This is a genomic window from Streptomyces diastatochromogenes, from assembly GCF_002242805.1.
Taxonomy (GTDB): Bacteria; Actinomycetota; Actinomycetes; order Streptomycetales; family Streptomycetaceae; genus Streptomyces; species Streptomyces diastatochromogenes.
Genome location: NZ_MCGQ01000009.1, coordinates 143,899 through 165,942, shown reverse-complemented (window position 1 = coordinate 165,942; position 22,044 = coordinate 143,899). Strand labels below are relative to the sequence as shown.

Genomic DNA, 22,044 nt, shown 5'->3' with positions numbered 1-22,044 from the left:
CCCGGCGGGGCAGCCCCATGTCAGAACCCGGTCAGCGACTGCTCCGCCCACACGGTCTTGCCGACCCGGTCGTGGCGGGTGCCCCAGCGCTTGGCGAGCTGGGCGACGAGCAGCAGGCCCCGGCCGCCCTCGTCGAAGATCCGGGCGCGCCGCATGTGCGGGGTGGTGCCGCTGGAGTCGTAGACCTCGCAGATCAGGGTGGAGTCCTGGTGGATGAGCCGGAGCTGGATGGGCGGGCGGCCGTAGCGGATGGCGTTGGTGACCAGTTCGCTGACCATCAGTTCGGTGGTGAAGGCGGCCTCCTCCAGCCCCCAGGCGCTCAGCTGTGCGTTGGTGTGCTTGCGGGCCCGGGCCACCACGCTGGGGTCGCTGTCCAGCTCCCAGGCGGCGACCCGGTCGGCGTGCAGGGCCCGGGTGCGGGCGACGAGCAGGGCGATGTCGTCGTCGGGGCGGTGGCTCAGCAGCTCGGTCAGCACCCGGTCGCACACCGCCTCCAGGGTCGGCGAGGGGCGGCCGAGGGCGCTGAACAGCTTGTCCAGCGCCTCGTCGATGTCGTGGTCGCGGGCCTCGAGCAGCCCGTCGGTGTAGAGGGCGAGCAGGCTCCCTTCGGGCAGCTCGGTCTCGAAGGCCTCGAAAGGCAGCCCGCCCAGCCCCAGCGGCGGACCGGCGGGCACGTCGAGGAAGCGGACGGTGCCGTCCGGGGTGACCACGGCGGGCGGCGGATGACCGGCCCGGGCGAGCGTGCACCGGCACGAGACCGGGTCGTAGACCGCGTACAGACAGGTGGTGCCGATGCCCCCGGCGGTATCGGCGGCCGGGTCGGCGCTGCCCTCGTCGGCGGCCAGCCGCAGGACGAGGTCGTCGAGGTGGGTGAGCAGTTCGTCGGCGGGCAGGTCGACGTCGGCCAGGGTGCGCACCGCGGTCCGCAGCCGGCCCATGGTGGCGGAGGCGCGGATGCCGTGGCCGACGACATCGCCGACGACCAGGGCGACCCGCGCCCCGGACAGCGGGATCACGTCGAACCAGTCGCCGCCCACACCGGCCCGGGTGGCGGCGGGCAGATACCGGGTGGCGATGTCCAGGGCCGCCTGGTCGGGCAGCGTGTGCGGGAGCAGGCTGCGCTGCAGGGACATGGTGGTGGTGCGCGCGCGGGAGTAACGGCGGGCGCTGTGCAGGCCGGTGGCCGCCTGGGCCGTGAGTTCCTCGGCGAGCCGCAGATCCTCCGGACCGAACGGCTCGGGGCGCCGGTGGCGGCCGAAGAGGGCCACCCCGAGCGTGCTGCCCTCGGCGAGCACCGGCACCAGCAGCAGCGCGTGCGTACCGTACGCGCGCAGCCACGCGGCCGCCGGATCCACGGCCGCCCACGCCGAGACCACCGGGTCCAAGGCGTCGTACAGGACGGAGTTGCCGGAGGCCAGGCAGTCCGCCGGGGGTGAACCCGGCTCGTAGGCGATCGCGTCGCCGACCCGGGCCCCGGACGCGCGTCCCTCGTCCTCCGGGAGGGCGCGCAGCGCGGCGCGGCGCAGGACCACCGGACCCGTGTCGGCGGCGCCGGCCGGGGTCCGCGGGGAGTCCAGCAGGTCCACGGCCATGAAGTCCGCGAGCCGGGGGACCGTGGCCTCGGCCAGGTCCTGCGCGGCGCGCGCGAGGTCGGGAACCGCACCCGCGTGGGCGCCGGTCTCGCCCTCGGTGCCCTGCGGGGCGGCGGTGTCCGGGGCGCGCCGGTGTGCGGCGAGGCAGACGGCGCGCACCCTGCCGGTCCCGTCCTTGAGCGGGGTCAGGACGGTGGGCCGGCCGAGGTCCGGGACCAGGTCGGTCTGCACCTCCCGGGCCTCGCCGGTCTCCAGCACCTGGCGCATCGTCCGGTCGGCCTCCTCGCTCGCCGGACCGGGCGCGATGTGCGGCAGGCGCAGCCCGCGCATCGCCGCCTCGGGCAGGGACAGGGCACGTTCCAGACGGCGGTTGGCGCGCATCAGGTGCTGCTCGGTGTCGAAGATCGCCAGCGGGAAGGGGGACTGGATGAACGTCCACTCCTCCAGCGGTTCGCCCCGGGGCGGCTGCGGCCGGTCCGCGACGGCGGTCACCACGAGCCAGTCGGTGGCCCCGGTGCCCGAGGTCCGGCGGTGGGCGAGGAGCCCCTGCTCCAGACGCCGGCCGTCCCGGTGCCGCAGCGGCACGGTGCCGTTCCAGCGGTCCCGCCCGGCCAGGGTCCGCCGGGCCGCTCCGGCCTCGGCCGCAAGCAGCGCGGACGCGGGCCGTCCGACGACCTGAGAGGCCTCGTGGCCGAGCAGCCGCTGGGCGCCTTCGCTCCAGCCGGTCAGGATGCCCTGCTCATCGATGGTGGCCGTGGCCGTGTACGTCGACTGTCGCTCCATCGCCGCTCATCTCGCCCTTGCTCGGCAGGCTCCTCTCCTGACCAGCATGATCCCGGCCGGCGCGGAGCACCAACGCAGCGCACGGCGGCCGCCCCCGGGGGAGACGGCCGCCGGATACGCACAGTGCGGGCTAGCCGTTGGCCAGCGCGACCACCCGGTCCAGGGCCCCGTTGAACTTGTCGTGGTCCCCGACCGTCGGGCCGGAGGACGTGTACTGCCACATCGTGTAGTACGACCAGCCCGCCGGCAGCGTCCCCGGGTCCGAGGCGTAGCGGGCGATCCACAGCGGGTTGTTCGTGGCGAAGCCGCCGTAGTTGCCGGTGCACTGGGTCCACCAGCTGGTGGCCGTGTAGATCACGGCGTCCCGGCCCGTCCGCGCCTTGTAGGTGTTCAGGAAGTCGGCGATCCAGCTGACCATCGCACTGGCGGACTTGCCGTAGCAGGCGGCGCCGTACGGGTTCCACTCTATGTCCAGCGCGCCGGGCAGGGTCTTGCCGTCGCGGGACCAGCCGCCGCCGTGGTCGACGAAGTAGTTCGCCTGGGTGGCGCCGCTCGTGGTGTCCGGGGTCGCAAAGTGGTACGCGCCGCGGATCATGCCGACGTTGTACGAGCCGTTGTACTGCTGCGCGAAGTAGGGGTTCGTGTAGTACGTGCCCTCCGTGGCCTTCGTGTAGGCCCAGCGCACGCCGCTGCTCCACAGGGTGCTCCAGGCGACGTTGCCCTGGTAGCCGGAGACGTCGACGCCCTCGGTCTGGGTGGCGTCACCGGTGGAGGGGGTGCCGTTCTGCCCGTCGTGGGCGAGGACTCCCATGCCCATGTACGCCGAACCGCGGCTGGGCGTGCTCGCGGCCTGGGCGGTGGTGAGGGGGAGGGCCAGGGAGAGCGCCGAGAGCAGGGCGGTGACGAGGACGGTGAGGGGACGCGGGCGGGGGGAACCGGGTCTGTGCACGGGCATGACGTGCCTCCGGGGAGTGAGGTGGGGGGACCGTGAAGTGACCGCTGATCGAAGTGACCGCTGATCCACTGGCGTGGGCATGCCATTGATTGCCTGCTGAAGAAGCTACGCACGTAGATGACGGCGTGGGAAGGGGGTCCGGAGGCTGCCGTTGGTCTACGCCTGCGAAATACTTACGGAGCTGCGGCAATGACGGCGTTTGACAGAAACTTTCAGGACAGCGAAACCGATCAGGGGTGCTGACGTGCACGAGGACGGAAACGGTGACGGACATCGGGTCACCGGCCAGGTGACACCGAGTGGTGCAGACCAGGAATTCCTGGCGCTGGAGCGCGAGTTGACCGTGCTGCTCAGGCGGGCCCGGGCCAACCAGGGCGAGATGGCCCGCGAGGTCCACCCCGACCTGGAGTCCTCCGCCTACGGCCTGCTCATCCGCCTCGACGAACTCGGCGGCCAGCGCGCCACCGAACTCGCCGCCTACATCGGCGTCGGCAAGGCCACCATGTCCCGCCAGCTGCGCGCCCTGGAGGAGCTGGGCCTGATCGCCCGCGAGCCCGACCCCGCCGACGGCCGCGCCTGGCTGGTGACCCTGACCGACGAGGGCCGCGGCCGCGTCGGCAAGGTCCGCGAGGCCCGCCGCGCCCGCTACGTCAGCCAGCTCGCCCACTGGGACCGCCGCGAGGTGGCCGAACTGGCCCGGCTGCTGCACCAGTTGAACACGGTCATGAAGAAGTAGCCGGCGCTCAGGGCTTGTCGGACAGGCCCTACAGCTCGACGTACACCGCCGTCGCGTCGTCGTGAGTCTTGCTGCGGCCGAGGAACGCCCGCTCCTCCCGGTCCGCCGACTCCAGTTCCCGTACCCGGTCGACCAGGGAACGGGTGCCCTCCTTGGCGACGAGGTCGAACAGGGCCGTCCAGTCGCCCTCGTGGAACTTCTCCGTCCAGCGGGTCGCGCCGTCCGTCAGCGCGGCCAGGGCCCGGACCCCGTGGCGGGGGAGGGTGCCGCTGACCGCGCGGGAGGCGACCGAGGGGTCGGCGGCGACCGTGAAGAAGCCGCCCTCCTTGTTGCGCAGGTTGGCGTCGATCAGGGCGTCGGTGGCGAGGGCGGAGCGGGGCAGCCGGGCGAGCCGGTCGTCCAGGACCGGGGTGACCGTGCCGTCGGGGGACTGCACGAGCAGCACCGAGTCGGACAGCACCAGGTACTCCAGGGTCTCGGCGGACCAGCGGGTCAGGACCACCGTCGCCTGGGGTGTTCGCGGGTGAGAAAGCTCACAGGTGTGCGCGTGGGCCTCCGCGGTCCGGCGAATCGCCCGCGAAAGAATCTCCGGGAGCGTCAGATCTGGGTCGGAAACGGTCAGTTCGGTCAGCGCGCCGCCGAGCCGCGCCGTGAACCACGCGACGGAATGCAGACACCCCGTCCCGTCCCGCGGCGGCGTCACTCCGTCCAGCAAGATCACACAACCCCCCTGACCGGACGCGGGTAGTCCGACTCCCGCGAAGTCCTCGTTGGGGCGGGTCGCGTCGCCGGGTTCGGAAACCAGATCAGTGCGCATTCGGCCAGTCTGCACGACCCCTTCACAGACTTCGCCAAAGGCTGGCAAGCGCCGCCGAATTGGCACGGCCCCGCAGGTCAGGCGCCTGGTTTGGGGGTAAATGACGTACTCCGGGAAGGCGTGTCGGCGAATACTGCCAAAGCCTGCCGCGCGCGTCCAACCGGCCCGCCGCACAGGGGTCCTGCACACGCCACAGGAACTTGCCCGCCAACTCCCCTCCGATGTTCACTCCTTCGGGTGGCGGGTCAGGTGATGCGCGACCGCTGCCCACCGGCGCTGGGAGGGTCGGGAACCGTACGAACCGGGTGTACGCACCACTTGGCACCTGGGCCCTGTCGCAGATCACGGGGCGCCACCCGGGCCCTTGGGTAGACGAGTTCAGGATTGCGAGCACCGGTGCAGAAGAAGCGGCCTCGGCGCACAGGCAGGCAGACGGCCCCCGAGGGGGTCGCCGAGCAGACCCCCGTGGGCAGCGGCCGCCCCACTCATGTGCGCACCCGGCTGATCATCGCCGTGGCCGTGGTGGCCGCGGCCATCGCCGCGGCGGGGGCGCCCGCGCTGCTCACCGCCTCCCAGGACCTCAGCGACTCCCAGGACCTGGTGACGCTGGCCGCCCGCACCCAGGACGCGCTCGCGCTCGCCCACTCGCTCGCCGACGAACGCGACGAGGTCACCTCCTACATCGCCGCCGGCCGCCCCAAGGCCAAGGCGCCCTCCGAGCAGCGCAGCGCCCGCGTCGACCGCCAGGTCGAGGACCTGCGCGCCGACACCGACACCCCGGTCTCGCTGCGCACCGACCTCGACGCCATCGCGGCCGTCCGGCGCGCCGCCCTCACCGGCAAGACGAACGCGCTGCAGACCCACCAGGCGTACTCGGCCACCATCAGCGAACTGCACCGGCTCGCCGACAACCTGGCCGATCAGCTGCCCCCGCGGGCCGGCTCCGGCGCCTACTCCCTCGCCGAACTGGACTCCGCCGTCCAGCAGTCCGCGGCCGCCCGCGGCCTGCTGCTGGCCGCGCTGAACATCCCGTCCACCACCCAGACGGTGATCAGCCCCACCACCGGTCTGCCCACCACGACCACCACCACGACCGAGGCGGACCGCAAGCAGCGCGACGCGCTCACCGCCGCCGCCCAGCAGGCCCGGCTGCGTGCCGACGCGGCCCTCGCCGACTTCCGGGAGACCGCCCCCAAGGCGGCGGTGGCCTCGTACGACTCCACGGTCACCGGCCCCGAGGTCAACTCGGCGGAGAAGTACCTGGCCGCCCTCACCGACCAGCCGACGCTCACCGGCAGCGAGCCGACCACCAGCACCAAGAAGCTGGACGCGGCCCTGTCCGCCCGCGTCGACCTGATGCGCGGTGCCGAGTCGGCCCTCTACGACCACCGCACCAAGGACCTCGCGGTGCTCCGGGACGACGACGTCACCGCCCTGGAGATCCGTGTCGCCGTCCTCGGCGCCCTGATGCTGGTCACCGTCGGCATCGCCACCGCCATGGCCCGCACCCTGACCCGCCCGCTGTCGGTCCTGCGCCGCGGCTCCGCCCGCCTGGCCGAGGCCGCGGACCCGGTCACCCAGGAACCGATCACCTTCACCGGCCGCAACGACGAGTTCGCCCAGGTCGTCCGCTCGGTCAACGCCCTGCACGCACACGCGGTCGCCCTGCACGAGCAGACCGCGGCCGCGCACGAGCGGGTCACCACCCTGGAGACCGACCGCAAGCACCTGGTGGGCCAGCGGCAGAAGATGGCCGACGCCCGCGAGGAACTGCGCGCCGAACTCGCCGACTCCGCCGCCCAGCTGGAGCGGCTGCGCGGCAGCATCGGCGGTACGTTCGTCAACCTCTCCCTGCGGACCCTGGGCCTGGTCGAGCGCCAGCTGGCGGTCATCGAGGGCCTGGAGGAGCGCGAACAGGACCCCGAGCGGCTCGCCACCCTCTTCAAGCTCGACCACTTCGCCACGGTCATGCGCCGCCACAGCGAGAACCTCCTGGTCCTCGCCGGCACCGAGCACGTCCAGCAGCACCACGGCCCGGTCCCGCTGGTCGACGTGGTCCGCGCCGCGGTCAGCGAGATCGAACGCTACGAGCGCGTCCGCATCGCCGCGCTTCCCCCGCACGCCCATGTGGCGGGCTTCGCGGCCGACGACCTCTCCCACCTCCTCGCCGAACTCATGGAGAACGCCACCTCGTTCTCCCCGCCGGAGATGCCGGTCGAGGTCTCCGGATGGCTGCTCGAATCCGGCGAGGTCATGCTCTCGGTCCAGGACGAGGGCATCGGCCTGGCGGCCGACCGCCTCGACCGCCTGAACTCCCGCCTGACCGACTTCGACCCCGCCTCGCCGTACGACCAGGAGGGCGAGGCCGGTCTCGGCCTCGGCCTGTACGTCGTGGCCCGCCTCGCCCACCGGCACGGCGTCCGCGTCCAGCTGCGCGAGCAGAAGCAGGGCGGAGTGGCGGCGGTCGTCGTCCTCCCCCAGCCCCTCCTCACCGAGGCCCCCGCAACGGCCCCACCCTCGGACACCACCCAGACCATCGCCTTCCCCGGCGCCACCGCCGAGGCCAACTCCAACGTCCTGCCGGCCCGCCCGAAGACCAAGACCTCGGACCCGCTGGTGGCACTGGCGGAGAAGGCGGTACGCGAGGCGGAGGAACCGACGCCGGAGCCTGCGGCTGGGGAGACGTACGCGGGTGCGGCTGATGCGGAGTCTGCGGCTGGGGGGACGTACGCGGGCGCGACCGACCCGGAGCCTGCGGCTGGAGAGAGGTACGCGGGTGCGGCTGGCGCGGAGCCTGCGGCTGGCGAGGCGTATGCGGGCGTGACCGACCCGGAGCCTGCGCCCGGCGGGACGGTCGCGGGCGTGGCCGAGCAGGAGCCTGCGCCTGGTGAGACGCACGGGGGTGCGGTCGACCCGGAGCCCGCGTACAGCGAGACGCATGCGGGTGTGGCCGACTCGGAGCCTGCGCCCGGCGAGACCCATGCGGGTGCGGTCGAGCAGGACACCACGTACAGCGAGAGGCTCGCGGGTGCGGTTGACCCGGAGCCCGCGCATAGCGAGACGTACGAGAGTGCGGCCGACCTGGAGCCTGTGCCTGGCGAGACGTACGCGGGTGCGGTCGAGCAGGAGCCCGCGCACAGCGGGACGCGCGAGAGTGTGGCCGGTCGCGAGCCCGTGCCCGGCGAGACGTACGCGGGTGCGGCCCAGCAGATGCCTGCGCACAGTGAGACGTACGTGGGTGCGGTCGGCCCGGAGGCCGGGACCGTGGAGACTCACGGACGGGCGGATGTGGTCGAGTCGAGCGCGGCCGAGTCGCCGACCCGGCCGAAGGCGCCGGCGGAGACCTTCGCCGAGACGACGATGGAGCTGCTGCTCCCGGACCTGACGGCGGACCCGACGACGGCCCCCGCGGCGGAGTTCACGACGGAGCCCGCGGCCGCCGACGGCGAGGACGCTCCACCGGGGCCACCCGCACCAGACGACGAAAGCCGCACGGGTGGTGCGGGTGGGGACGAGGACGCCGAAGGCGAAGCCGAGGCGGTTACCAGCAAGGGCCTCCCCAAGCGCACACCCCGGATCACCGCACCCGCCCACACCCCACGTCAGCGGACCAGCACCGTGGACGCCGAAGCCCTCCGCAGGAGACTCGGCGGCTTCCGCCAGGGAGCACAGGCCGGCTACAGGGACGTAGAGGCAGAGATCGCAGAACGTACCGAAGAGACCACGGGGGGCACAGTCGAGGAGGCAAGCAGTTGACCGCGCCCAGTACCTTCGGACTGAGCAGTGAGGCCCGCAACCTGCACTGGCTGCTGACCAACCTGGTCGAGGAAGTCCCCGGCATCCAGTCCGTCGCCGTGGTCTCCTCGGACGGCCTGCTGCTCCTCTCGTCCGACCCCGGCCACACCGAGCAGTCCCGCCAGAAGGTCAGGACGAAGGGCCCCAAGGGCTCCTCCGCCGACCTCGCCACCATCGTCTCCGGCATCGGCAGCCTCACCGTCGGCGCCGCCAGGCTCATGGAGTTCGGCGGGGTCAAGCACACGATGATCGCGATGGACGAGGGCAGCCTGTTCGTGATGTCGATCAGCGACGGCTCGCTGCTCGGCGTACACGGCTCCGCCGAGTGCGACATGAGCGTGGTGGCGTACCACATGGCCCTCTTCGTCGGCCGCGCCGGCCACGTCCTGACCCCCGAACTCCGCAGCGAGCTACGGAAATCCCTGGAGGCCGAGTCGACCGGGAGCGCCCAGTGAGCGGCACAGCGAAGAAGCAGCAGCTCCCCGTCCGCGGCGGCGACCGCAAGCCCGCCCGCGTCCGCCCCTACTCGCTCACCGGCGGCCGTACCCGCTTCGGCCACGTCCTCCTGGTGGAGACCTTCGTGGCCGCCCTGGAGGCCCCCGAGGAGCGCAGGGAACTGACCAGTGCGCCGCTCTCCGCCCGGGTCATGCCGGAGATGCGGGCCATAGTCGAACTGTGCCGCCGTATGCGCACGGTGGCCGAGATCGCCGCGCTGCTGAGGATGCCGCTCGGCGTGGTCCGCGTCCTGCTGAGCGACCTCGCGGACCAGGGAAAGATCCGTGTGTACGGCACCGGAACCGGTCACGGCACCGGCCGTCCGGACCGCGTCCTGCTGGAAAGGGTGCTGAGTGGACTCCGCCGTCTCTGACGTCACCGGCGTCACCCCCCTCGTCGCCGGGTTCGCCGAGCCCGACGAGGATCTGAAGGCCTGGCAGAAGGACCGGGACCGGCCCCCCGTCGCCACGAAGATCGTGGTCGCGGGCGGCTTCGGCGTCGGCAAGACCACGCTGGTCACGACCGTCTCGGAGATCACGCCGCTGCAGACCGAGGCGCTGATGACCGAGGCGAGCGTGGGCACCGACGACCTCTCCGCCACGCCCGGCAAGCTGACCACCACGGTGGCCATGGACTACGGCCGCCTCACGCTCGACGACGACCTGGTGCTCTACCTGTTCGGCACGCCGGGCCAGCAGCGGTTCTGGTTCATGTGGGACGACCTGGTGCGGGGCGCGATCGGCGCCGTCGTGCTGGCCGACACCCGCCGCCTGAAGGACTGCTTCCCCGCACTGGACTACTTCGAGAGCTGCGGACTGCCGTACGTCGTCGCGGTCAACCACTTCGACGACAGCGAGCTGTTCGAGCCGGAGGATGTGCGCGAGGCCCTGACGATCCCCGCGCACATCCCTGTCATGATCATGGACGCGCGGCGCCGGATCTCGGTGATCGAGACCCTCCTGGCCCTGGTGGGCCACGCGCTGGACGAAACCCCCGAGTAGTCCCCAGCCCCCGTAGGAGACACACCCGCATGCGGAAGATACTCGTCGTCGGAGCCGGCCAGTCCGGACTCCAGCTCGCCCTCGGCCTGCAGTCGCACGGCTACGAGGTCACCCTGATGTCGAACCGGACCGCGGACGAGATCCGCTCCGGCCGGGTCATGTCGACGCAGTGCATGTTCGACACGGCACTGCAGCACGAGCGCGATCTCCAGCTGAACTTCTGGGAGTCCCAGGCCCCCAAGATCGAAGGACTCGGCGTCTCGGTCGCGGCCCCCGGCTCGCACGACCCCGGTCCGACCCAGCGGGCGATCGACTGGGTGGGCCGGCTCGACGGGTACGCCCAGTCGGTCGACCAGCGGGTGAAGATGGCCGGCTGGATGGAGACCTTCGCCCAGCGCGGCGGCCAGCTGGTCATCCACGGCGCGGCGGTCGGCGACCTCGACTACTTCTCCCGCACCTACGACCTCGTCCTGGTCGCGGCGGGCAAGGGCGAGCTGGTCTCGATGTTCGCCCGCGACCCGGAGCGTTCCCCGTACGCCGAGCCGCAGCGCGCGCTGGCCGTCGCGTACGTCCACGGCCTCGGCCCCCGCCCCGAGCACCCGGAGTACGACGCGGTCCGCTGCAACCTGGTCCCCGGCGTCGGCGAACTCTTCATCATGCCGACGCTCACCACCTCCGGCCGCGCCGACATCCTGTTCTGGGAGGGCATACCCGGCGGCCCGCTCGACGTCTTCAACGGCGTCAAGGACCCGGCGGAGCACCTCTCCCTGACCCTGGAACTCATGGAGAAGTTCACTCCCTGGGAGTACGCGCGGGCCACGCAGGTCGAACTGACCGACGCCGGCGGCACGTTGGCCGGCCGCTACGCCCCGACCGTCCGCAACCCCATCGGCCGTCTTCCCTCCGGCGGTCTGGTCCTCGGCGTGGCCGACGTGGTCGTCGCCAACGACCCGATCACCGGTCAGGGCTCCAACTCCGCCTCCAAGTGCGCGGCCGCGTACCTCGCCTCGATCCTGGAGCGGGAGGACAAGCCGTTCGACGAGGAGTGGATGCGGCAGACGTTCGACCGGTACTGGGCGACCGCGTCGCACGTGACCAAGTGGACCAACGCCATGCTGGCCCCGCCGCCGGAGCACATCCTGAACCTCATCGGCGCGGCCGGCCAGCTGCCCCCGGTGGCGAATCGATTCGCCAACGCGTTCAACGACCCGGCGGACTTCGAGGACTTCTTCTACGAGCCGGAGAAGACCGAGGCGTACCTGGCTTCGGTCGCCGGAGCCTGACAGGGCTCTGACCAGCGATCCGACCGTTGTTACTGGTCGTCGTCGGCTGCCCTGGACGGCCCGGAGACGGCCCCGGTTGTGCTGCCGGGGCCGTCCCTGCATGCTCACCGCTCGCTGCTGCATGAACTACGGTTCACCCCACTCGGGGACGCACATCATGCTGTGAGCCGGCACCACGGGTTCGCTCGGCAACGGATCGATTCCACGGACCCGTACGGCCACGACATCGGCGGGGATGTGAGAGCGGGCCGGGAGTCTCGTCAAACGCCACCTGAAGGCCTCCGGGACGTCTTTCGCGGGCAGTTCCACCATGGCGAGGCTGACCCATCGGTCGTAGTTGGTGGGGTACAGGCGGATCGAAGCGCCGCATTCCGGGCACATCGGTGGCTCGATCCATGTCACGTCGTCGGGGTCGGATGCGGGCCTGGGGGCGGCTGTGGCCCCGTCGGCCTCGGCCATCTCGTTGGCGAGGATGTTCCAGCACTTCTCGCAGTACCTCGCCATGAGGCTGATCCGCCCGCGCTCGCGTACGGAGCCGCCGGCCTCTCCGCAGCGAAGACATATGGACTGGTCACCATCCCGCGTCGCCCCCATGTGTTCGAGTGTGGGCGAATCTGACCGGTTCCCAGTAGGTCGCGATTTAGCCTCATTTGGCGATCACGTGCTCGTCTTCGTCCCGGTCATCTTCGAAGACGAAGAGCGGTTTGGCGTCGTGTGCGGGTGTTTCGGCGAACGCGATGGCTTCGGTGAAGCGTTCGAGCGGGAAAGGCCGGCCTTGGGGGATGCTCAGCACTTCGTCGGCGACGAGACCGCGCACCTCGGACAGCGCGCGCAGCGCATCCGCGGGTGAGGCAGTGCCGAACCAGCGGTTCAGCCAGAAGCCACGGACTGTTTTGGTCTCGTAGATGACCGAGCGTGCCTGCAGCGGGATCGTCAGCGCTGCCGGGTCGGTCTGCCGGTGGGTGGAGAGTGCGCCGTAGACCACGACCTCTCCCCCCGGAGCCAGTGCCTGGGACACCTGGGCACCCACGTCGCCCGCGACGCAGTCGGTGGCCTTGCGCACGCCGGCCGGTCCTGAAATCTCGGCCACACGCCGCACCAGGTCCTCGTCCTCGGTGCAGATGACCTCGTCACCACCGAGCGCTCTGATCTCCTCGACGGCAGCGCGCCGCCGTACGACATTGATCGTGCGGATACCCAGATGCCTGGCCAGCTGAATGACGAGCCGGCCGACGGTGGAGCCCGCGGCCGTCTGCAACAACCATTCACCCGGCTGTACGTCGAGTTCGCGCGTCACCAGGAGCAGCGCGGTCAACGGGTTGACGGCGAGTTGGCAGGCGCTGGAGTCGCTCAGACGATCGGGGACCGGCAGGAGCCTTCGTACATCGGCAACAAGGTATTCCTGCCACGTACCGGCCACCTTCGGCCCGGGTACCGCCGGGACGGCAACGGCCACCACGCGCTCGCCGATCTTCAGTCCCTCGGTATCCGGGCCCAGGGCCTCAATACGGCCCACGCACTCCATGTGACCCCCGACAGTGGGGAACTCGGGGGAGAATCCGTAGCGGCCACGCAGCACATGCAGATCACTGGCGTGAATCGGAGTCGCCTTCACGCGGATCAACGCCTGACCGGCCTCCGGCGTGGGAACAGGCCGGGATTCCAGCCGGAGGACATCGGCCGGCTCGCCCACCATTCCGGCTACGAGCGCGCGCATGGATCGTGGCATGAGTGACCTCGTCTCTCAGCGCCCGAGGAGACTCGGGCCTACTTGGCTTCCGTGGCCTGATCGGGTCGTACGGCGCCAAGTACCGGATAGGACGCCAGGGGGGAGAGCTTCACCTTCTCGCCAGGTCTAGGCGCCTGTACGACCTTTCCGTCCCCCACGTACATCGCCACGTGCGTCGCCTCCGGGAAGTAGACGACCAAGTCTCCGGGGCGCAGGTCGGTCAGCGGGATCCGCTTCAGTCGGGCCCACTGTTCCTGGCTGGTGCGGGGGATGGGGGTGCCCGCGTGGTCCCAGGCCTGTGAGGTGAGGCCCGAGCAGTCGTACGACTTCGGGCCCGTCGCTCCCCACTGGTACGGCTTGCCGATCTGGTCCATGGCGTAGCGGACCGCCCGCTCGCCCCCGGCCGAGGAAGGGGCCGCGGCCTTGCCGAGGGCGCCCGAGGTGACGAGCTTGTCCTGGGCCGCGGTGACTCCCTGCTGTTCCAGTCCGGCGATCGCGCTGAGCTGTTCCGGGGTGAGGGAGGCGAGGAGCCGTTCGACATCGGTGAGCTTGGCCGTCACGTCGTCGCGCTGCTTCTTCTGCCGTGCGGCGAGGGTCTGCCGGGTGTCCAGGGCCTTGCGGGCCGCCCTGGCCAGTGCGTCCTTCCTCCTCTCGGTCCCGGTCAGCCGGTCCACCGTCTCGGCGCGCTCGCGGGCCAGCTGTCCGATGACATGGCCCTCGTCCAGCGCGTGCTGCGGGTCGGGCGCGAGCAGCAGGCGGAGGTAGGGGGAGAGGTCGCTGCGGTTCTGGTACTGCTGCCGGGCCAGGCGGCCGGCGTCGATCCGGCTGCCCTGCAGGGCGAGCCGCGCGCGGGCCAGTTCGCCGTCGAGGCGGTCCACCTCGTCCTGCTGCTTCTTGAGCTGCTCCGCCGTGGCGTTGTAGGTCTCGGTGGCCTGTTCGGTCTGCCGGTAGAGCTGCTGAAGGTCCGTCAGCAGCTCGGAGACGGGCCGCTGCGGGTCGAGCGCGGCCACCGCGGGTACGGGCGCGAGGACGGCCTGGGCCGCCACCGCGGCCGTACAGGCCAGGCGCAGAAGCACTCCTGACACGTCATCACCTCCGATGCGGTACGGGCGGTCCTTCCGCCTGGTGCCGCACGGCGATAATCAGACATGTACGGAGATGTATGTGCCCTGCCTACGCGGTTCGGCGCAACCCTGTCACCCGGTCGCGTCATCCGGCTTGCCGGACGGGCCGTCGTCCGGCTTGGACCAGGGCCACCTGACCTTGCCGCCGAGCCTGCCCTCGGGGTCGTACTGGTACTTCCACCCCCGCACCACGCCGATCTTGCTGTGCCCCCTCGGTACGCGGCGATACACGAGCACGGTGGGCGGGCCGCCGGCCGCGTCCGGGACGGGGATGCGGTACGTCTTCGGAGGGTGGCCGGTCATGCCCAGCAGGACGGGGAGCACGCGCCCGTCCATGGGGCCGCCCTCGAAGGGGGTGTCCTGACTCTTCACGGGGTCAGTCTCGGCCATCCTCGGCGAGCGCGCCGACGAGGGCCGCCGTCTGCGGGTCGCGTCCCGCGGTCACCGTGAGGACCGCCACGAACTGCTCGACCAGCCAGTCCCGCAGCTCCTCGACCGGGGGCTGCTTGTCCTCGTCCAGCCAGATCAGGGAGGCCGCCTCCACCGCGGTGATCCACATCCGGACGGTCATGCGCAGCCGGGGGCCCGGGGCGGTGACGCCGAGGTGGCTGAAGATGTGCTCGGCCGCAGCCCGGCGCACCCCGTCCACTAGGGCGGTCGTCCGGGACGTCTCCACCACGCTGCCGCCCTGGAGCAGCGCGCTGAAGCCGGTGTCGTGCTGGTCCACGAAGCCCAGATAGCGGTCGAGGGCCCGGGACAGGCGGGGGAGCAGGGGGCCGTGCAGGGGTTCGTCGAAGCACAGCCGCAGTTCCTCGGCGGCGGATCGCAGCGCGGCCTCGTACAGCTGCTGTTTCCCGCCGGGGAAGTACCGGTACACCAGGGGCCGTGAGACTCCGGCCGCCTCGGCCACGTCGTCCAGCGAGACGTCCTCGGGGGCGCGGTGCGCGAAGAGGGTGAGCGCGGCATCGAGGAGCTGACTTCGTCGCTCCTCGACGCTCAACCTGCGGTAGGCCGGGACGGTGGGGGTCATGACGCTCAGCGTAGTCGCCGCGCTGCTTGGGTCGTGATTCGTCTGCCGGTCCGTTGTGGCTGGTCGCGCCCACGCGGCGGAGCCGCATATCGATACAGCCCCGCGCCCCTGGGGAGTTGCAGCAACGTCGGCTGTCATGGCGCCGTACGTAGCTGCGGGCAAGCGCCCCACCCCCGCCCAGCCCCCGCCTACGCCAGCAGCCCGGACGACCTCCACAACCGCCGCCCCACCCCCCGCAGCACCCCGATGTCGTCCAGGAAGTCCGTCAACCGCTTCGCCCCCGTCTGCATGACCTCCCGCCGATGTCCGCTGGCCTTCACCTGCGCCATCGCCTCCCGCTTGTCCAGTCCCACGTTCGTGTAGACCTCGGGGTTCACGAACGCCACCGAGAAGACCCGCGCGAACTCGCCCGAGGTGACCCGGGTGAACTCCTGGGACCACTTCGGGGCCGTCAGCATCTGGCGGCGCAGTTCCTCGCGGGCGTAGCGGACGTGCCGGGCCTCCTCGACCACGTGGATGCGGGTGACACCGCGGATCAGCGGCTGCACCCGCTCGTCCGGGAACGTCAGCCGCTGCATCCAGTCCAGCACCTCCTCGCCGAGCAGCGTGGCCGTGAAGGAACCGGGGGTCGTGGAGATGGTCTTGAACACGCGGCCGAGGTTCTGGTGCGCCCGGCTCACCGGGTACCAGGGGGCGTCACCCCGCGAGATCAGCCGGGCGAACATCTTCGAGTGCCGGCACTCGTCCTCGATCTCGGTGAGGGCGTACCGGACGTGTGCGCTCGTCGCCGCCTTGTCGTAGATGTGCCGGACGAGCAGCTGCATGAGGATCAGCTCGAACCATATGCCGAGCGAGGCCAGCGCCGCGGACTCGTGCTGGGAGAGCAGGATCCGCTGTTCCTCGCCCATCCGCTTCCACAAAGGCGTGTCGTAGAGCGAGACCAGCTCCGGCGGCCAGAACCACTTTCCCTCTTCGAAGGGCGCGTCCCAGTCCAGCTCCTTGTCCGGGTCGAAGGAGTGCTTGGCGGAAGAGACGAGCAGCCGTTCGGCCACCTGTTCCCGGTCCTTCAGCAGGCCGAGTGCGTCGCGCAGCCCGTCGAGCGCGTCCGCTTCCGTCAGGGTCGTCATGGCTCTTTCACCTCGTTACCCGGGGTACGTCGTCGGCTCTTATGAGACTGCCTGTCAGCAAGGCCGTCAATCCCCCGCGCGTGACTTGTTGACTCGCCGTCTACGTGTGAGCCTGCGGGGTATGCCGACCCATGACCTGTACACGAACAACCCCGGAGACTCCCCCTGGCAGGTACCCGCCAGTGGCGCGGCCCGGTTCAGCTGGGAGTACGACGAAGGCCGGGACCGCCTGCTCGCCCTGTACCAGAAGGGCAAGGACAAGCAGTGGGACGGGCAGACGCGCATCGACTGGGAGCTGGAGGTCGACCCGCACGACCCGCTCGGCACCCCCGAGGAGTCGATGTCGCTGTACGGCACCCCGTACTGGGCCAAGCTCACCGACAAGGACAAGGGTGAGCTGCGGCAGCACTACGCGTCCTGGCAGTTCAGCCAGTTCCTGCACGGCGAGCAGGGCGCCATGATCTGCGCGGCGCGGATCGTGGAGTCGGTGCCCGACATGGACGCCAAGTTCTACTCGGCGACCCAGACGATGGACGAGGCCCGGCACGCGGAGATCTACGCCCGCTTCCTGCACGAGAAGATCGGGATGGTCTACCCGATCAACGACAACCTCCAGTCGCTGCTCGGCGACACCCTCCGCGACAGCCGCTGGGACATGCCCTACCTCGGGATGCAGGTCCTCATCGAGGGGCTCGCCCTCGCCGCCTTCGGCATGATCCGGGACACCACCAACAAGCCCCTGCCCAAGCAGATACTCGCCTACATCATGCAGGACGAGGCCCGGCACGTGGCCTTCGGGCGGATGGCCCTGCGCGACTACTACAAGCAGCTCACGGACGCCGAGCTGCGCGAGCGCGAGGAGTTCGTCATCGAGGGCTGCTATCTGATGCGCGACCGGCTGCGCGGCGTCGAGGTGCTGGAGAACTTCGGCATTCCCAGGGCCGAGGCCGAGCGGATCAGCGCGGACTCGGAGTTCCTGCAGCTCTTCCGGCGGCTGCTGTTCAGCCGCATCGTGCCCTGCGTCAAGGACATCGGCCTGTGGGGCAAGCGGCTCCAGCAGGCCTATGTCGACATGGGGGTGTTCGAGATGGGTGACTCCAACCTGGACCTGCTGATGGCCCAGGACGAGGAGATCGCCGAGCAGCTGGACGCGGAACGTTTCGCCGCGGAGGAGCGGGAGCGGGTGGCCGAGGTCCAGGAGGCGATCGAGTCGGGGGCGGGCGGGGTCTGACCCGCTCGCCCGGGTGCAGTAGCGTTCTGGCGTGTCCATGCCTCCGCCGCCGCAGCAGCCGCAGTACCCGCACCAGCCCCAGCAGCCGCAGTACCCGTACGGGCAGCAGCCGCCGCAGGCTCCCCCGCCTCCGGGGCCGTACGGCTCCCCGTACCCCCAGCAGCAGCCGTACCCGCAGCAGCCGTACCCTCCGCAGCCCTACCCCCAGCAGCCGTACCCCGGCTGGGGCGCGCCGCCCATGGGTCCGCCGCCGAAGAAGCGCGGGGTCGGTCTGGCGCTGGGGATCGTGGGCGGGGTCGTCGGTCTGTCCGTGCTCGGTTCCGTCGGCGGGTTCGGGGCGCTGCTCGGGACCGACTTCCCCACGGCCGAGCACAAGCTCACCCTGCCCCACGAGCTGGTGGACGGGAAGTACACACTCGCCCAGGACCTCTCCGACACCGAGGGGCAGAAGGTCGAGGACGAGGCCGACGGCGCCTGGGACGCCAAGGACGTCCACGCCCTGGTCGGCCGCTACAGCCCGGGCGGCGACGACTCCAAGGGCATGCTGCTGGTGTCGAGCATGTACGGCCGGTTCAAGAACGAGGACGACGTCCGGAGCAACATGCTCAAGGGGGCCACTGACGCCGACGGCGTGACGGTGGTCGAACCCGAGAAGGACGTCACCCCGTCCGGCTCGGACGTCACCATCAGCTGCGAGGTGCTCACCCAGAAGCAGTCCACGCTGACCCTCACCTACCCGGTCTGCGCCTGGGCGGACGGCAACACGGCGGCCGTGATCGGCGAGGTCGACCTGGCGCTCAAGGACTCCGCCGACGTGGACCTCGACGCCGCCGCCCGCGACACGGTCAAGGTGCGCGACGAGATGATCAAGCCGATCGGCTGACCGCCACCGCCTCCTGCGCCGGGAACGACGTCCGCAGCGTGAAGGCGTACGGCGTCGGGCCGTGCGCCCTCAGATGCAGCAGCCGCTCCTCCGCCTCGGCGACGGTCGGGCGGTGGCCGGCGGGAACCCACCACAGGGCGGCCATCGCCTCGGAGACACGCTCGAACCATTCGCGGCGCCGGGCCAGCAACTCCCGGTGCTGCCCCTGGTACATGAACGCGGTCAGCGCGTTGCTGTCCCGCCACACCGACATGTTGATGATCAGCCACTCGTCGCCGAGGACGGGGATGTCGGTCGCGTTGCCGGAGTCGCTCTCCAGCCGCCAGACGAACCCGTCCGCGGCGTCCGCCACCGCGTTCACCGGGTCGAGCGCGTCGACGAAGTCCTTCAACTCGGGGGAATCCACCGGGAACTTGAGGCGGGCGATGTTGACCTGGGCGAGTTCGTGGCCGACCGGCGCATGCGTCATGACCGAACGGTAGGTCGGTCGCCCCGGCCGCGGTACCCCCCGTCTCACAACCCGAGAACCGCCCGCATCACCTCCCGTGCGATCGGTGCCGCGTCCCCGCCGCCGCTGATCTCGCCCCGGTCCGCCGAGGCGTCCTCGACCACCACCGCGACCGCGACCTTCGGTTCCAGGTCGGCGTCGGCCTGCGCCCAGGAGACGAACCAGGCGTACGGCACACCGGAGTTGCCGACGCCGTGCTGGGCGGTACCGGTCTTGCCGCCGACGACGGCGCCGGGGATGGCCGCGTTGGTGCCGGTGCCGTCCGTGACCACGTCGGTCATCAGCTCCCGCAGCCGCACGGCCGTGGACGGGCGCATCACCTGCCGGTCGGGCCGCATCCCGCCGCCGCTGATTGTCTCGCCGCCGTGGCGGGTGGTCCGCTCCACCAGGTACGGCGTCCGCAGCCGGCCGCCGTTGGCGACGGCCGCCGCGACCATCGCCATCTGCAGCGGCGTCGCCCGGGTGTTGTACTGCCCGATCGAGGACAGGGCGAGCTGTGCCCGGTCCACATGGGTGTCGAAGGTGCTGGGGGACACCTCGAAGGGCACGCGCAGCCGGGTGTCGTTGAAGCCGAACGCCTGGGCCGTGGCCGACATGTCCGCCACCCCGACATCCACGCCCAGCTTGGCGAACACCGTGTTGCACGACCACTCGAAGGCCTCCCGCAGCGAGGCGTCCGCGCAGCCGTCGCCCTCGTTGGTCAGCCGGGTCCTGGTCCCGGGCAGCCGGTAGGGGTCGGGGGAGTCGGTGGACGCGTCCAGGTCCGTGACCACGTCCGCGTCCAGCGCCGCCGCCGCGGTGACCACCTTGAACGTCGACCCCGGCGGATAGGTCTGCCGTACCGCCCGGTTGAGCATCGGCTTCTCCGGGTCGTGGTTGAGCCGCGCCCACGCCGCGGCCGTCGCCTCGCTGTTGCCGGACAGTGCGGCGGGGTCGTACGACGGCGTCGACACCAGCGCCAGGATGCGGCCCGTGGCCGGCTCGATCGCGGCCACCGCGCCCCGGCGCCCGTGCAGCCCCTGGTACGCCGCCTGCTGCGCGACCCCGTCCAGGGTGGTGACGACGTCCCCGCCCGGGGTGGACCCCCGCGTCACGTCGTTCCACAGCGGGAACGGCGACAGCATCGGGTCCGTGCCGGAGAGCACCCCGTCCTGCGCGTGCTCCAGGAACGTGCTGCCGTACATCTGCGAGGCGAAGCCGGTGACCGGCGCGTACAACGGGCCGTCCCGGTAGGTGCGTTCGTAGCGCAGCTGCTCGCCGGTGTCGTTGGAGCCGGTGACCGGCTCGCCGCCGACCAGGATGTCGCCGCGCGGCTGCTGGTAACGGGCGATCGTGGGGCGGCGGTTGGCCGGGTTGGCGTCGTAGGAGCCCGCCTGGATCACCTGTACCCGGGCGGCGTTGACGAGCAGGGCCGCCAGCAGCAGGGTGCAGAACGCCCAGGCGTGCCGGATGTACCGGGCCATCGGCCGGCCGTTGCCGTACTCGGTCACGGGGCCTCCCGCCCGTCGTACTGGCTGCGGGCCGAGTCGCTCACCCGGATCAGCAGGGCCACGATCGCCCAGTTGGTGACGACCGAGGAGCCGCCCTGGGCGAGGAACGGCATCGCCATGCCGGTCAGCGGGATCAGACCGGTGACCCCGCCCGCGATCACGAACACCTGGAGCGCGACGATCGAGGCGAGGCCGACCGCGAGGAGCCGGCCGAAGGGCTCGCGCAGGGCGAGGCCGGCCCGGTAGCCGCGCTCCACGAGCAGGGCGTAGAGCAGGAAGATCGCCGCGAGGCCGGCGAGGCCCAGCTCCTCGCCCGCCGTCGCCAGGATGAAGTCAGACTTGGTGGCGAAGCCGATGAGGATGGAGTGGCCGTACCCGAGCCCGGTGCCGAGGACCCCGCCGGCGGCGAAGGCGAACAGGGACTGCGCGAGCTGGTTGGGGCCCAGCCCGGCGTCGATGGTGGCGAAGGGGTGCAGCCAGTCCTCGATCCGGCCGTTCACATGCGGCTCGAAGTGGCCGACGGCGAAGGCGCCGAGCACGGCGAGCACCAGACCGACCGCGATCCAGCCGGTGCGGCCGGTGGCGATGTACAGCAGGACGACGAACAGGCCGAAGAAGAGCAGCGAGGTGCCGAGGTCGCGCTCCAGCACCAGGACGCCGACGCTCAGCAGCCAGATGGTGACGATCGGCCCGAGCACCCGCCCGGTCGGGAACTGCATCACCCACAGCCGGCGGCCCGTGTAGGCGAGCGCGTTGCGGTTGTCGGCCAGGTAGGCGGCGAAGAACACCGCGAGCAGCACCTTCGCGAACTCGCCCGGCTGGATGGAGAATCCGGCGATCCGGATCCAGATACGGGCGCCGTTGACCGCCGGGAAGAGGATCGGCAGCAACAGGAGCGCCAGGGCCGCGACCACGCACACATAGGAGTAGCGCTGGAGCACCCGGTGGTCCCGCAGCATCAGCACGACGACGATGAACAGGCCCACCCCGAGCGTGGACCACACCAGTTGGGTGGGGGCGGCCCGGTCACCCGGCGTCTCCAGGTCGAGCCGGTAGATCAGCACCAGGCCGAGGCCGTTGAGCAGCACACCGATGGGCAGCGGGAGGGGGTCGGCGTACGGCGCCCGGATCCGGACCGCGAGATGCGCGCACAGGGCGAGCACCCCGAGTCCGGCGCCGTAACCGACGGCGCCCGGTGGGACGGTACCGGTCCGCGCCAGGCCCACGGCGCAGTAGCCGTACACGGACAGCAGGACGGCCAGCACGATCAGGGCCAGTTCGATGCCACGGCGTCGGGGGAGGCGTACGGCGGGGGCGGGTGTCCGCGGCGCCGCCATGGCTGTTCCGGCCTTGGTCATGTCCGGAACCTACCCAAACGGGGCGTGCTGTGTGCTGTTTGCCCGAGTTGTCGGCATCAGCGTGGCGTGGACCCGGTGGTGCGACCCGCGGTCGGCGGATCACCCGC

General features: G+C 71.2%; 20 protein-coding genes. 8 read left to right on the top strand and 12 right to left on the bottom strand.

What is annotated here, in order from left to right; all coding sequences use genetic code 11:
- Positions 1-20: 20 nt before the first annotated feature.
- The gene (locus tag BEK98_RS10385) at positions 21-2,375 is read right to left on the bottom strand and encodes a SpoIIE family protein phosphatase (protein WP_094216143.1); all 2,355 of its coding nucleotides are present in this window, start codon (positions 2,373-2,375) and stop codon (positions 21-23) included.
- Positions 2,376-2,505: 130 nt separating this feature from the next.
- Complete coding sequence (locus BEK98_RS10380; RefSeq protein WP_094216142.1) at positions 2,506-3,330, bottom strand: lysozyme; 825 nt, start codon at positions 3,328-3,330, stop codon at positions 2,506-2,508.
- A 244-nt stretch (positions 3,331-3,574) separates the two neighbouring features.
- Between BEK98_RS10380 and BEK98_RS10375 the strand changes: the two genes are divergently transcribed.
- Complete coding sequence (locus BEK98_RS10375) at positions 3,575-4,066, top strand: MarR family winged helix-turn-helix transcriptional regulator (protein ID WP_094216141.1); 492 nt, start codon at positions 3,575-3,577, stop codon at positions 4,064-4,066.
- Positions 4,067-4,094: 28 nt separating this feature from the next.
- Here the strand turns inward: BEK98_RS10375 and BEK98_RS10370 are convergent, their stop codons facing one another.
- Positions 4,095-4,883: a protein phosphatase 2C domain-containing protein gene (locus tag BEK98_RS10370; protein ID WP_094216140.1), complete on the bottom strand. Its 789-nt coding sequence runs from the start codon at positions 4,881-4,883 to the stop codon at positions 4,095-4,097.
- 396 nt (positions 4,884-5,279) lie between these two features.
- On the opposite strand from BEK98_RS10370, the gene BEK98_RS10365 reads away from it, so the two are divergent.
- The 5 genes from BEK98_RS10365 to BEK98_RS10345 are packed head-to-tail and all read left to right on the top strand — an operon-like array spanning position 5,280 to position 11,457.
- A complete protein-coding gene (locus BEK98_RS10365; RefSeq protein ID WP_094216139.1) occupies positions 5,280-8,639 on the top strand; it encodes a sensor histidine kinase in 3,360 nt (1,119 codons plus the stop codon).
- Entirely contained in the window at positions 8,636-9,133 is a 498-nt protein-coding gene (locus tag BEK98_RS10360; protein ID WP_094216138.1) for a roadblock/LC7 domain-containing protein, read from the top strand. Before BEK98_RS10365 ends, BEK98_RS10360 begins: the two co-directional genes overlap by 4 nt.
- On the top strand, positions 9,130-9,546 hold the full coding sequence (locus BEK98_RS10355; protein WP_094216137.1) for a DUF742 domain-containing protein: 417 nt from the start codon (positions 9,130-9,132) through the stop codon (positions 9,544-9,546). The genes BEK98_RS10360 and BEK98_RS10355 overlap by 4 nt, the downstream gene beginning before the upstream one ends.
- The gene (locus tag BEK98_RS10350) at positions 9,527-10,174 is read left to right on the top strand and encodes a GTP-binding protein (RefSeq protein ID WP_094216136.1); all 648 of its coding nucleotides are present in this window, start codon (positions 9,527-9,529) and stop codon (positions 10,172-10,174) included. The genes BEK98_RS10355 and BEK98_RS10350 overlap by 20 nt, the downstream gene beginning before the upstream one ends.
- Positions 10,175-10,203: 29 nt before the next feature.
- Positions 10,204-11,457, top strand: a complete 1,254-nt coding sequence (locus BEK98_RS10345; RefSeq protein ID WP_094216135.1) for a styrene monooxygenase/indole monooxygenase family protein — start codon at positions 10,204-10,206, stop codon at positions 11,455-11,457.
- 126 nt (positions 11,458-11,583) lie between these two features.
- Here BEK98_RS10345 and BEK98_RS49915 read toward each other — a convergent pair whose 3' ends face one another.
- From BEK98_RS49915 to BEK98_RS10315, 6 genes are all read right to left on the bottom strand, one after another.
- Positions 11,584-12,051 (bottom strand): DUF6083 domain-containing protein, encoded by a 468-nt coding sequence (locus BEK98_RS49915; RefSeq protein ID WP_244201821.1) that lies wholly within the window; start codon positions 12,049-12,051, stop codon positions 11,584-11,586.
- Positions 12,052-12,103: 52 nt separating this feature from the next.
- Positions 12,104-13,174 (bottom strand): zinc-dependent alcohol dehydrogenase family protein, encoded by a 1,071-nt coding sequence (locus tag BEK98_RS10335; RefSeq protein ID WP_094216134.1) that lies wholly within the window; start codon positions 13,172-13,174, stop codon positions 12,104-12,106.
- 50 nt (positions 13,175-13,224) lie between these two features.
- The gene (locus BEK98_RS10330; protein ID WP_094216133.1) at positions 13,225-14,271 is read right to left on the bottom strand and encodes a C40 family peptidase; all 1,047 of its coding nucleotides are present in this window, start codon (positions 14,269-14,271) and stop codon (positions 13,225-13,227) included.
- 111 nt (positions 14,272-14,382) lie between these two features.
- Complete coding sequence (locus tag BEK98_RS10325; protein ID WP_094216132.1) at positions 14,383-14,682, bottom strand: hypothetical protein; 300 nt, start codon at positions 14,680-14,682, stop codon at positions 14,383-14,385.
- A gap of 4 nt (positions 14,683-14,686) precedes the next feature.
- On the bottom strand, positions 14,687-15,340 hold the full coding sequence (locus BEK98_RS10320) for a TetR/AcrR family transcriptional regulator (protein ID WP_094216131.1): 654 nt from the start codon (positions 15,338-15,340) through the stop codon (positions 14,687-14,689).
- Between the two features lie 188 nt (positions 15,341-15,528).
- Positions 15,529-16,467: an AurF N-oxygenase family protein gene (locus BEK98_RS10315; RefSeq protein ID WP_094216130.1), complete on the bottom strand. Its 939-nt coding sequence runs from the start codon at positions 16,465-16,467 to the stop codon at positions 15,529-15,531.
- Between the two features lie 121 nt (positions 16,468-16,588).
- On the opposite strand from BEK98_RS10315, the gene BEK98_RS10310 reads away from it, so the two are divergent.
- Both BEK98_RS10310 and BEK98_RS10305 read left to right on the top strand, forming a co-directional pair.
- Positions 16,589-17,698 (top strand): ferritin-like domain-containing protein, encoded by a 1,110-nt coding sequence (locus BEK98_RS10310; protein ID WP_094216129.1) that lies wholly within the window; start codon positions 16,589-16,591, stop codon positions 17,696-17,698.
- Positions 17,699-17,735: 37 nt separating this feature from the next.
- A complete protein-coding gene (locus BEK98_RS10305) occupies positions 17,736-18,581 on the top strand; it encodes a hypothetical protein (RefSeq protein WP_341868963.1) in 846 nt (281 codons plus the stop codon).
- On the opposite strand, the gene BEK98_RS10300 is transcribed toward BEK98_RS10305, so the two are convergent.
- The 3 genes from BEK98_RS10300 to BEK98_RS10290 are packed head-to-tail and all read right to left on the bottom strand — an operon-like array spanning position 18,565 to position 21,937.
- On the bottom strand, positions 18,565-19,050 hold the full coding sequence (locus tag BEK98_RS10300; RefSeq protein ID WP_094216127.1) for a DUF3291 domain-containing protein: 486 nt from the start codon (positions 19,048-19,050) through the stop codon (positions 18,565-18,567). The genes BEK98_RS10305 and BEK98_RS10300 overlap by 17 nt on opposite strands.
- 44 nt (positions 19,051-19,094) lie before the next feature.
- The gene (locus BEK98_RS10295; RefSeq protein ID WP_208643074.1) at positions 19,095-20,552 is read right to left on the bottom strand and encodes a penicillin-binding transpeptidase domain-containing protein; all 1,458 of its coding nucleotides are present in this window, start codon (positions 20,550-20,552) and stop codon (positions 19,095-19,097) included.
- Positions 20,553-20,575: 23 nt separating this feature from the next.
- A complete protein-coding gene (locus BEK98_RS10290; RefSeq protein ID WP_094216125.1) occupies positions 20,576-21,937 on the bottom strand; it encodes an FtsW/RodA/SpoVE family cell cycle protein in 1,362 nt (453 codons plus the stop codon).
- Between the last annotated feature and the right edge of the window lie 107 nt (positions 21,938-22,044).

What these genes read in the sequence shown, in the direction of transcription:
- BEK98_RS10320 (WP_094216131.1), bottom strand. Translation starts at nt 15,340, where the DNA reads ATGACCCCCACCGTCCCGGCCTACCGCAGGTTGAGCGTCGAGGAGCGA.
- BEK98_RS10370 (WP_094216140.1), bottom strand. Translation starts at nt 4,883, where the DNA reads ATGCGCACTGATCTGGTTTCCGAACCCGGCGACGCGACCCGCCCCAAC.
- BEK98_RS10345 (WP_094216135.1), top strand. Translation starts at nt 10,204, where the DNA reads ATGCGGAAGATACTCGTCGTCGGAGCCGGCCAGTCCGGACTCCAGCTC.
- BEK98_RS10300 (WP_094216127.1), bottom strand. Translation starts at nt 19,050, where the DNA reads ATGACGCATGCGCCGGTCGGCCACGAACTCGCCCAGGTCAACATCGCC.
- BEK98_RS10385 (WP_094216143.1), bottom strand. Translation starts at nt 2,375, where the DNA reads ATGGAGCGACAGTCGACGTACACGGCCACGGCCACCATCGATGAGCAG.
- BEK98_RS10335 (WP_094216134.1), bottom strand. Translation starts at nt 13,174, where the DNA reads ATGCGCGCGCTCGTAGCCGGAATGGTGGGCGAGCCGGCCGATGTCCTC.
- BEK98_RS10315 (WP_094216130.1), bottom strand. Translation starts at nt 16,467, where the DNA reads ATGACGACCCTGACGGAAGCGGACGCGCTCGACGGGCTGCGCGACGCA.
- BEK98_RS10310 (WP_094216129.1), top strand. Translation starts at nt 16,589, where the DNA reads ATGCCGACCCATGACCTGTACACGAACAACCCCGGAGACTCCCCCTGG.
- BEK98_RS10380 (WP_094216142.1), bottom strand. Translation starts at nt 3,330, where the DNA reads ATGCCCGTGCACAGACCCGGTTCCCCCCGCCCGCGTCCCCTCACCGTC.
- BEK98_RS10295 (WP_208643074.1), bottom strand. Translation starts at nt 20,552, where the DNA reads ATGGCCCGGTACATCCGGCACGCCTGGGCGTTCTGCACCCTGCTGCTG.
- BEK98_RS49915 (WP_244201821.1), bottom strand. Translation starts at nt 12,051, where the DNA reads ATGGGGGCGACGCGGGATGGTGACCAGTCCATATGTCTTCGCTGCGGA.
- BEK98_RS10290 (WP_094216125.1), bottom strand. Translation starts at nt 21,937, where the DNA reads ATGACCAAGGCCGGAACAGCCATGGCGGCGCCGCGGACACCCGCCCCC.
- BEK98_RS10305 (WP_341868963.1), top strand. Translation starts at nt 17,736, where the DNA reads ATGCCTCCGCCGCCGCAGCAGCCGCAGTACCCGCACCAGCCCCAGCAG.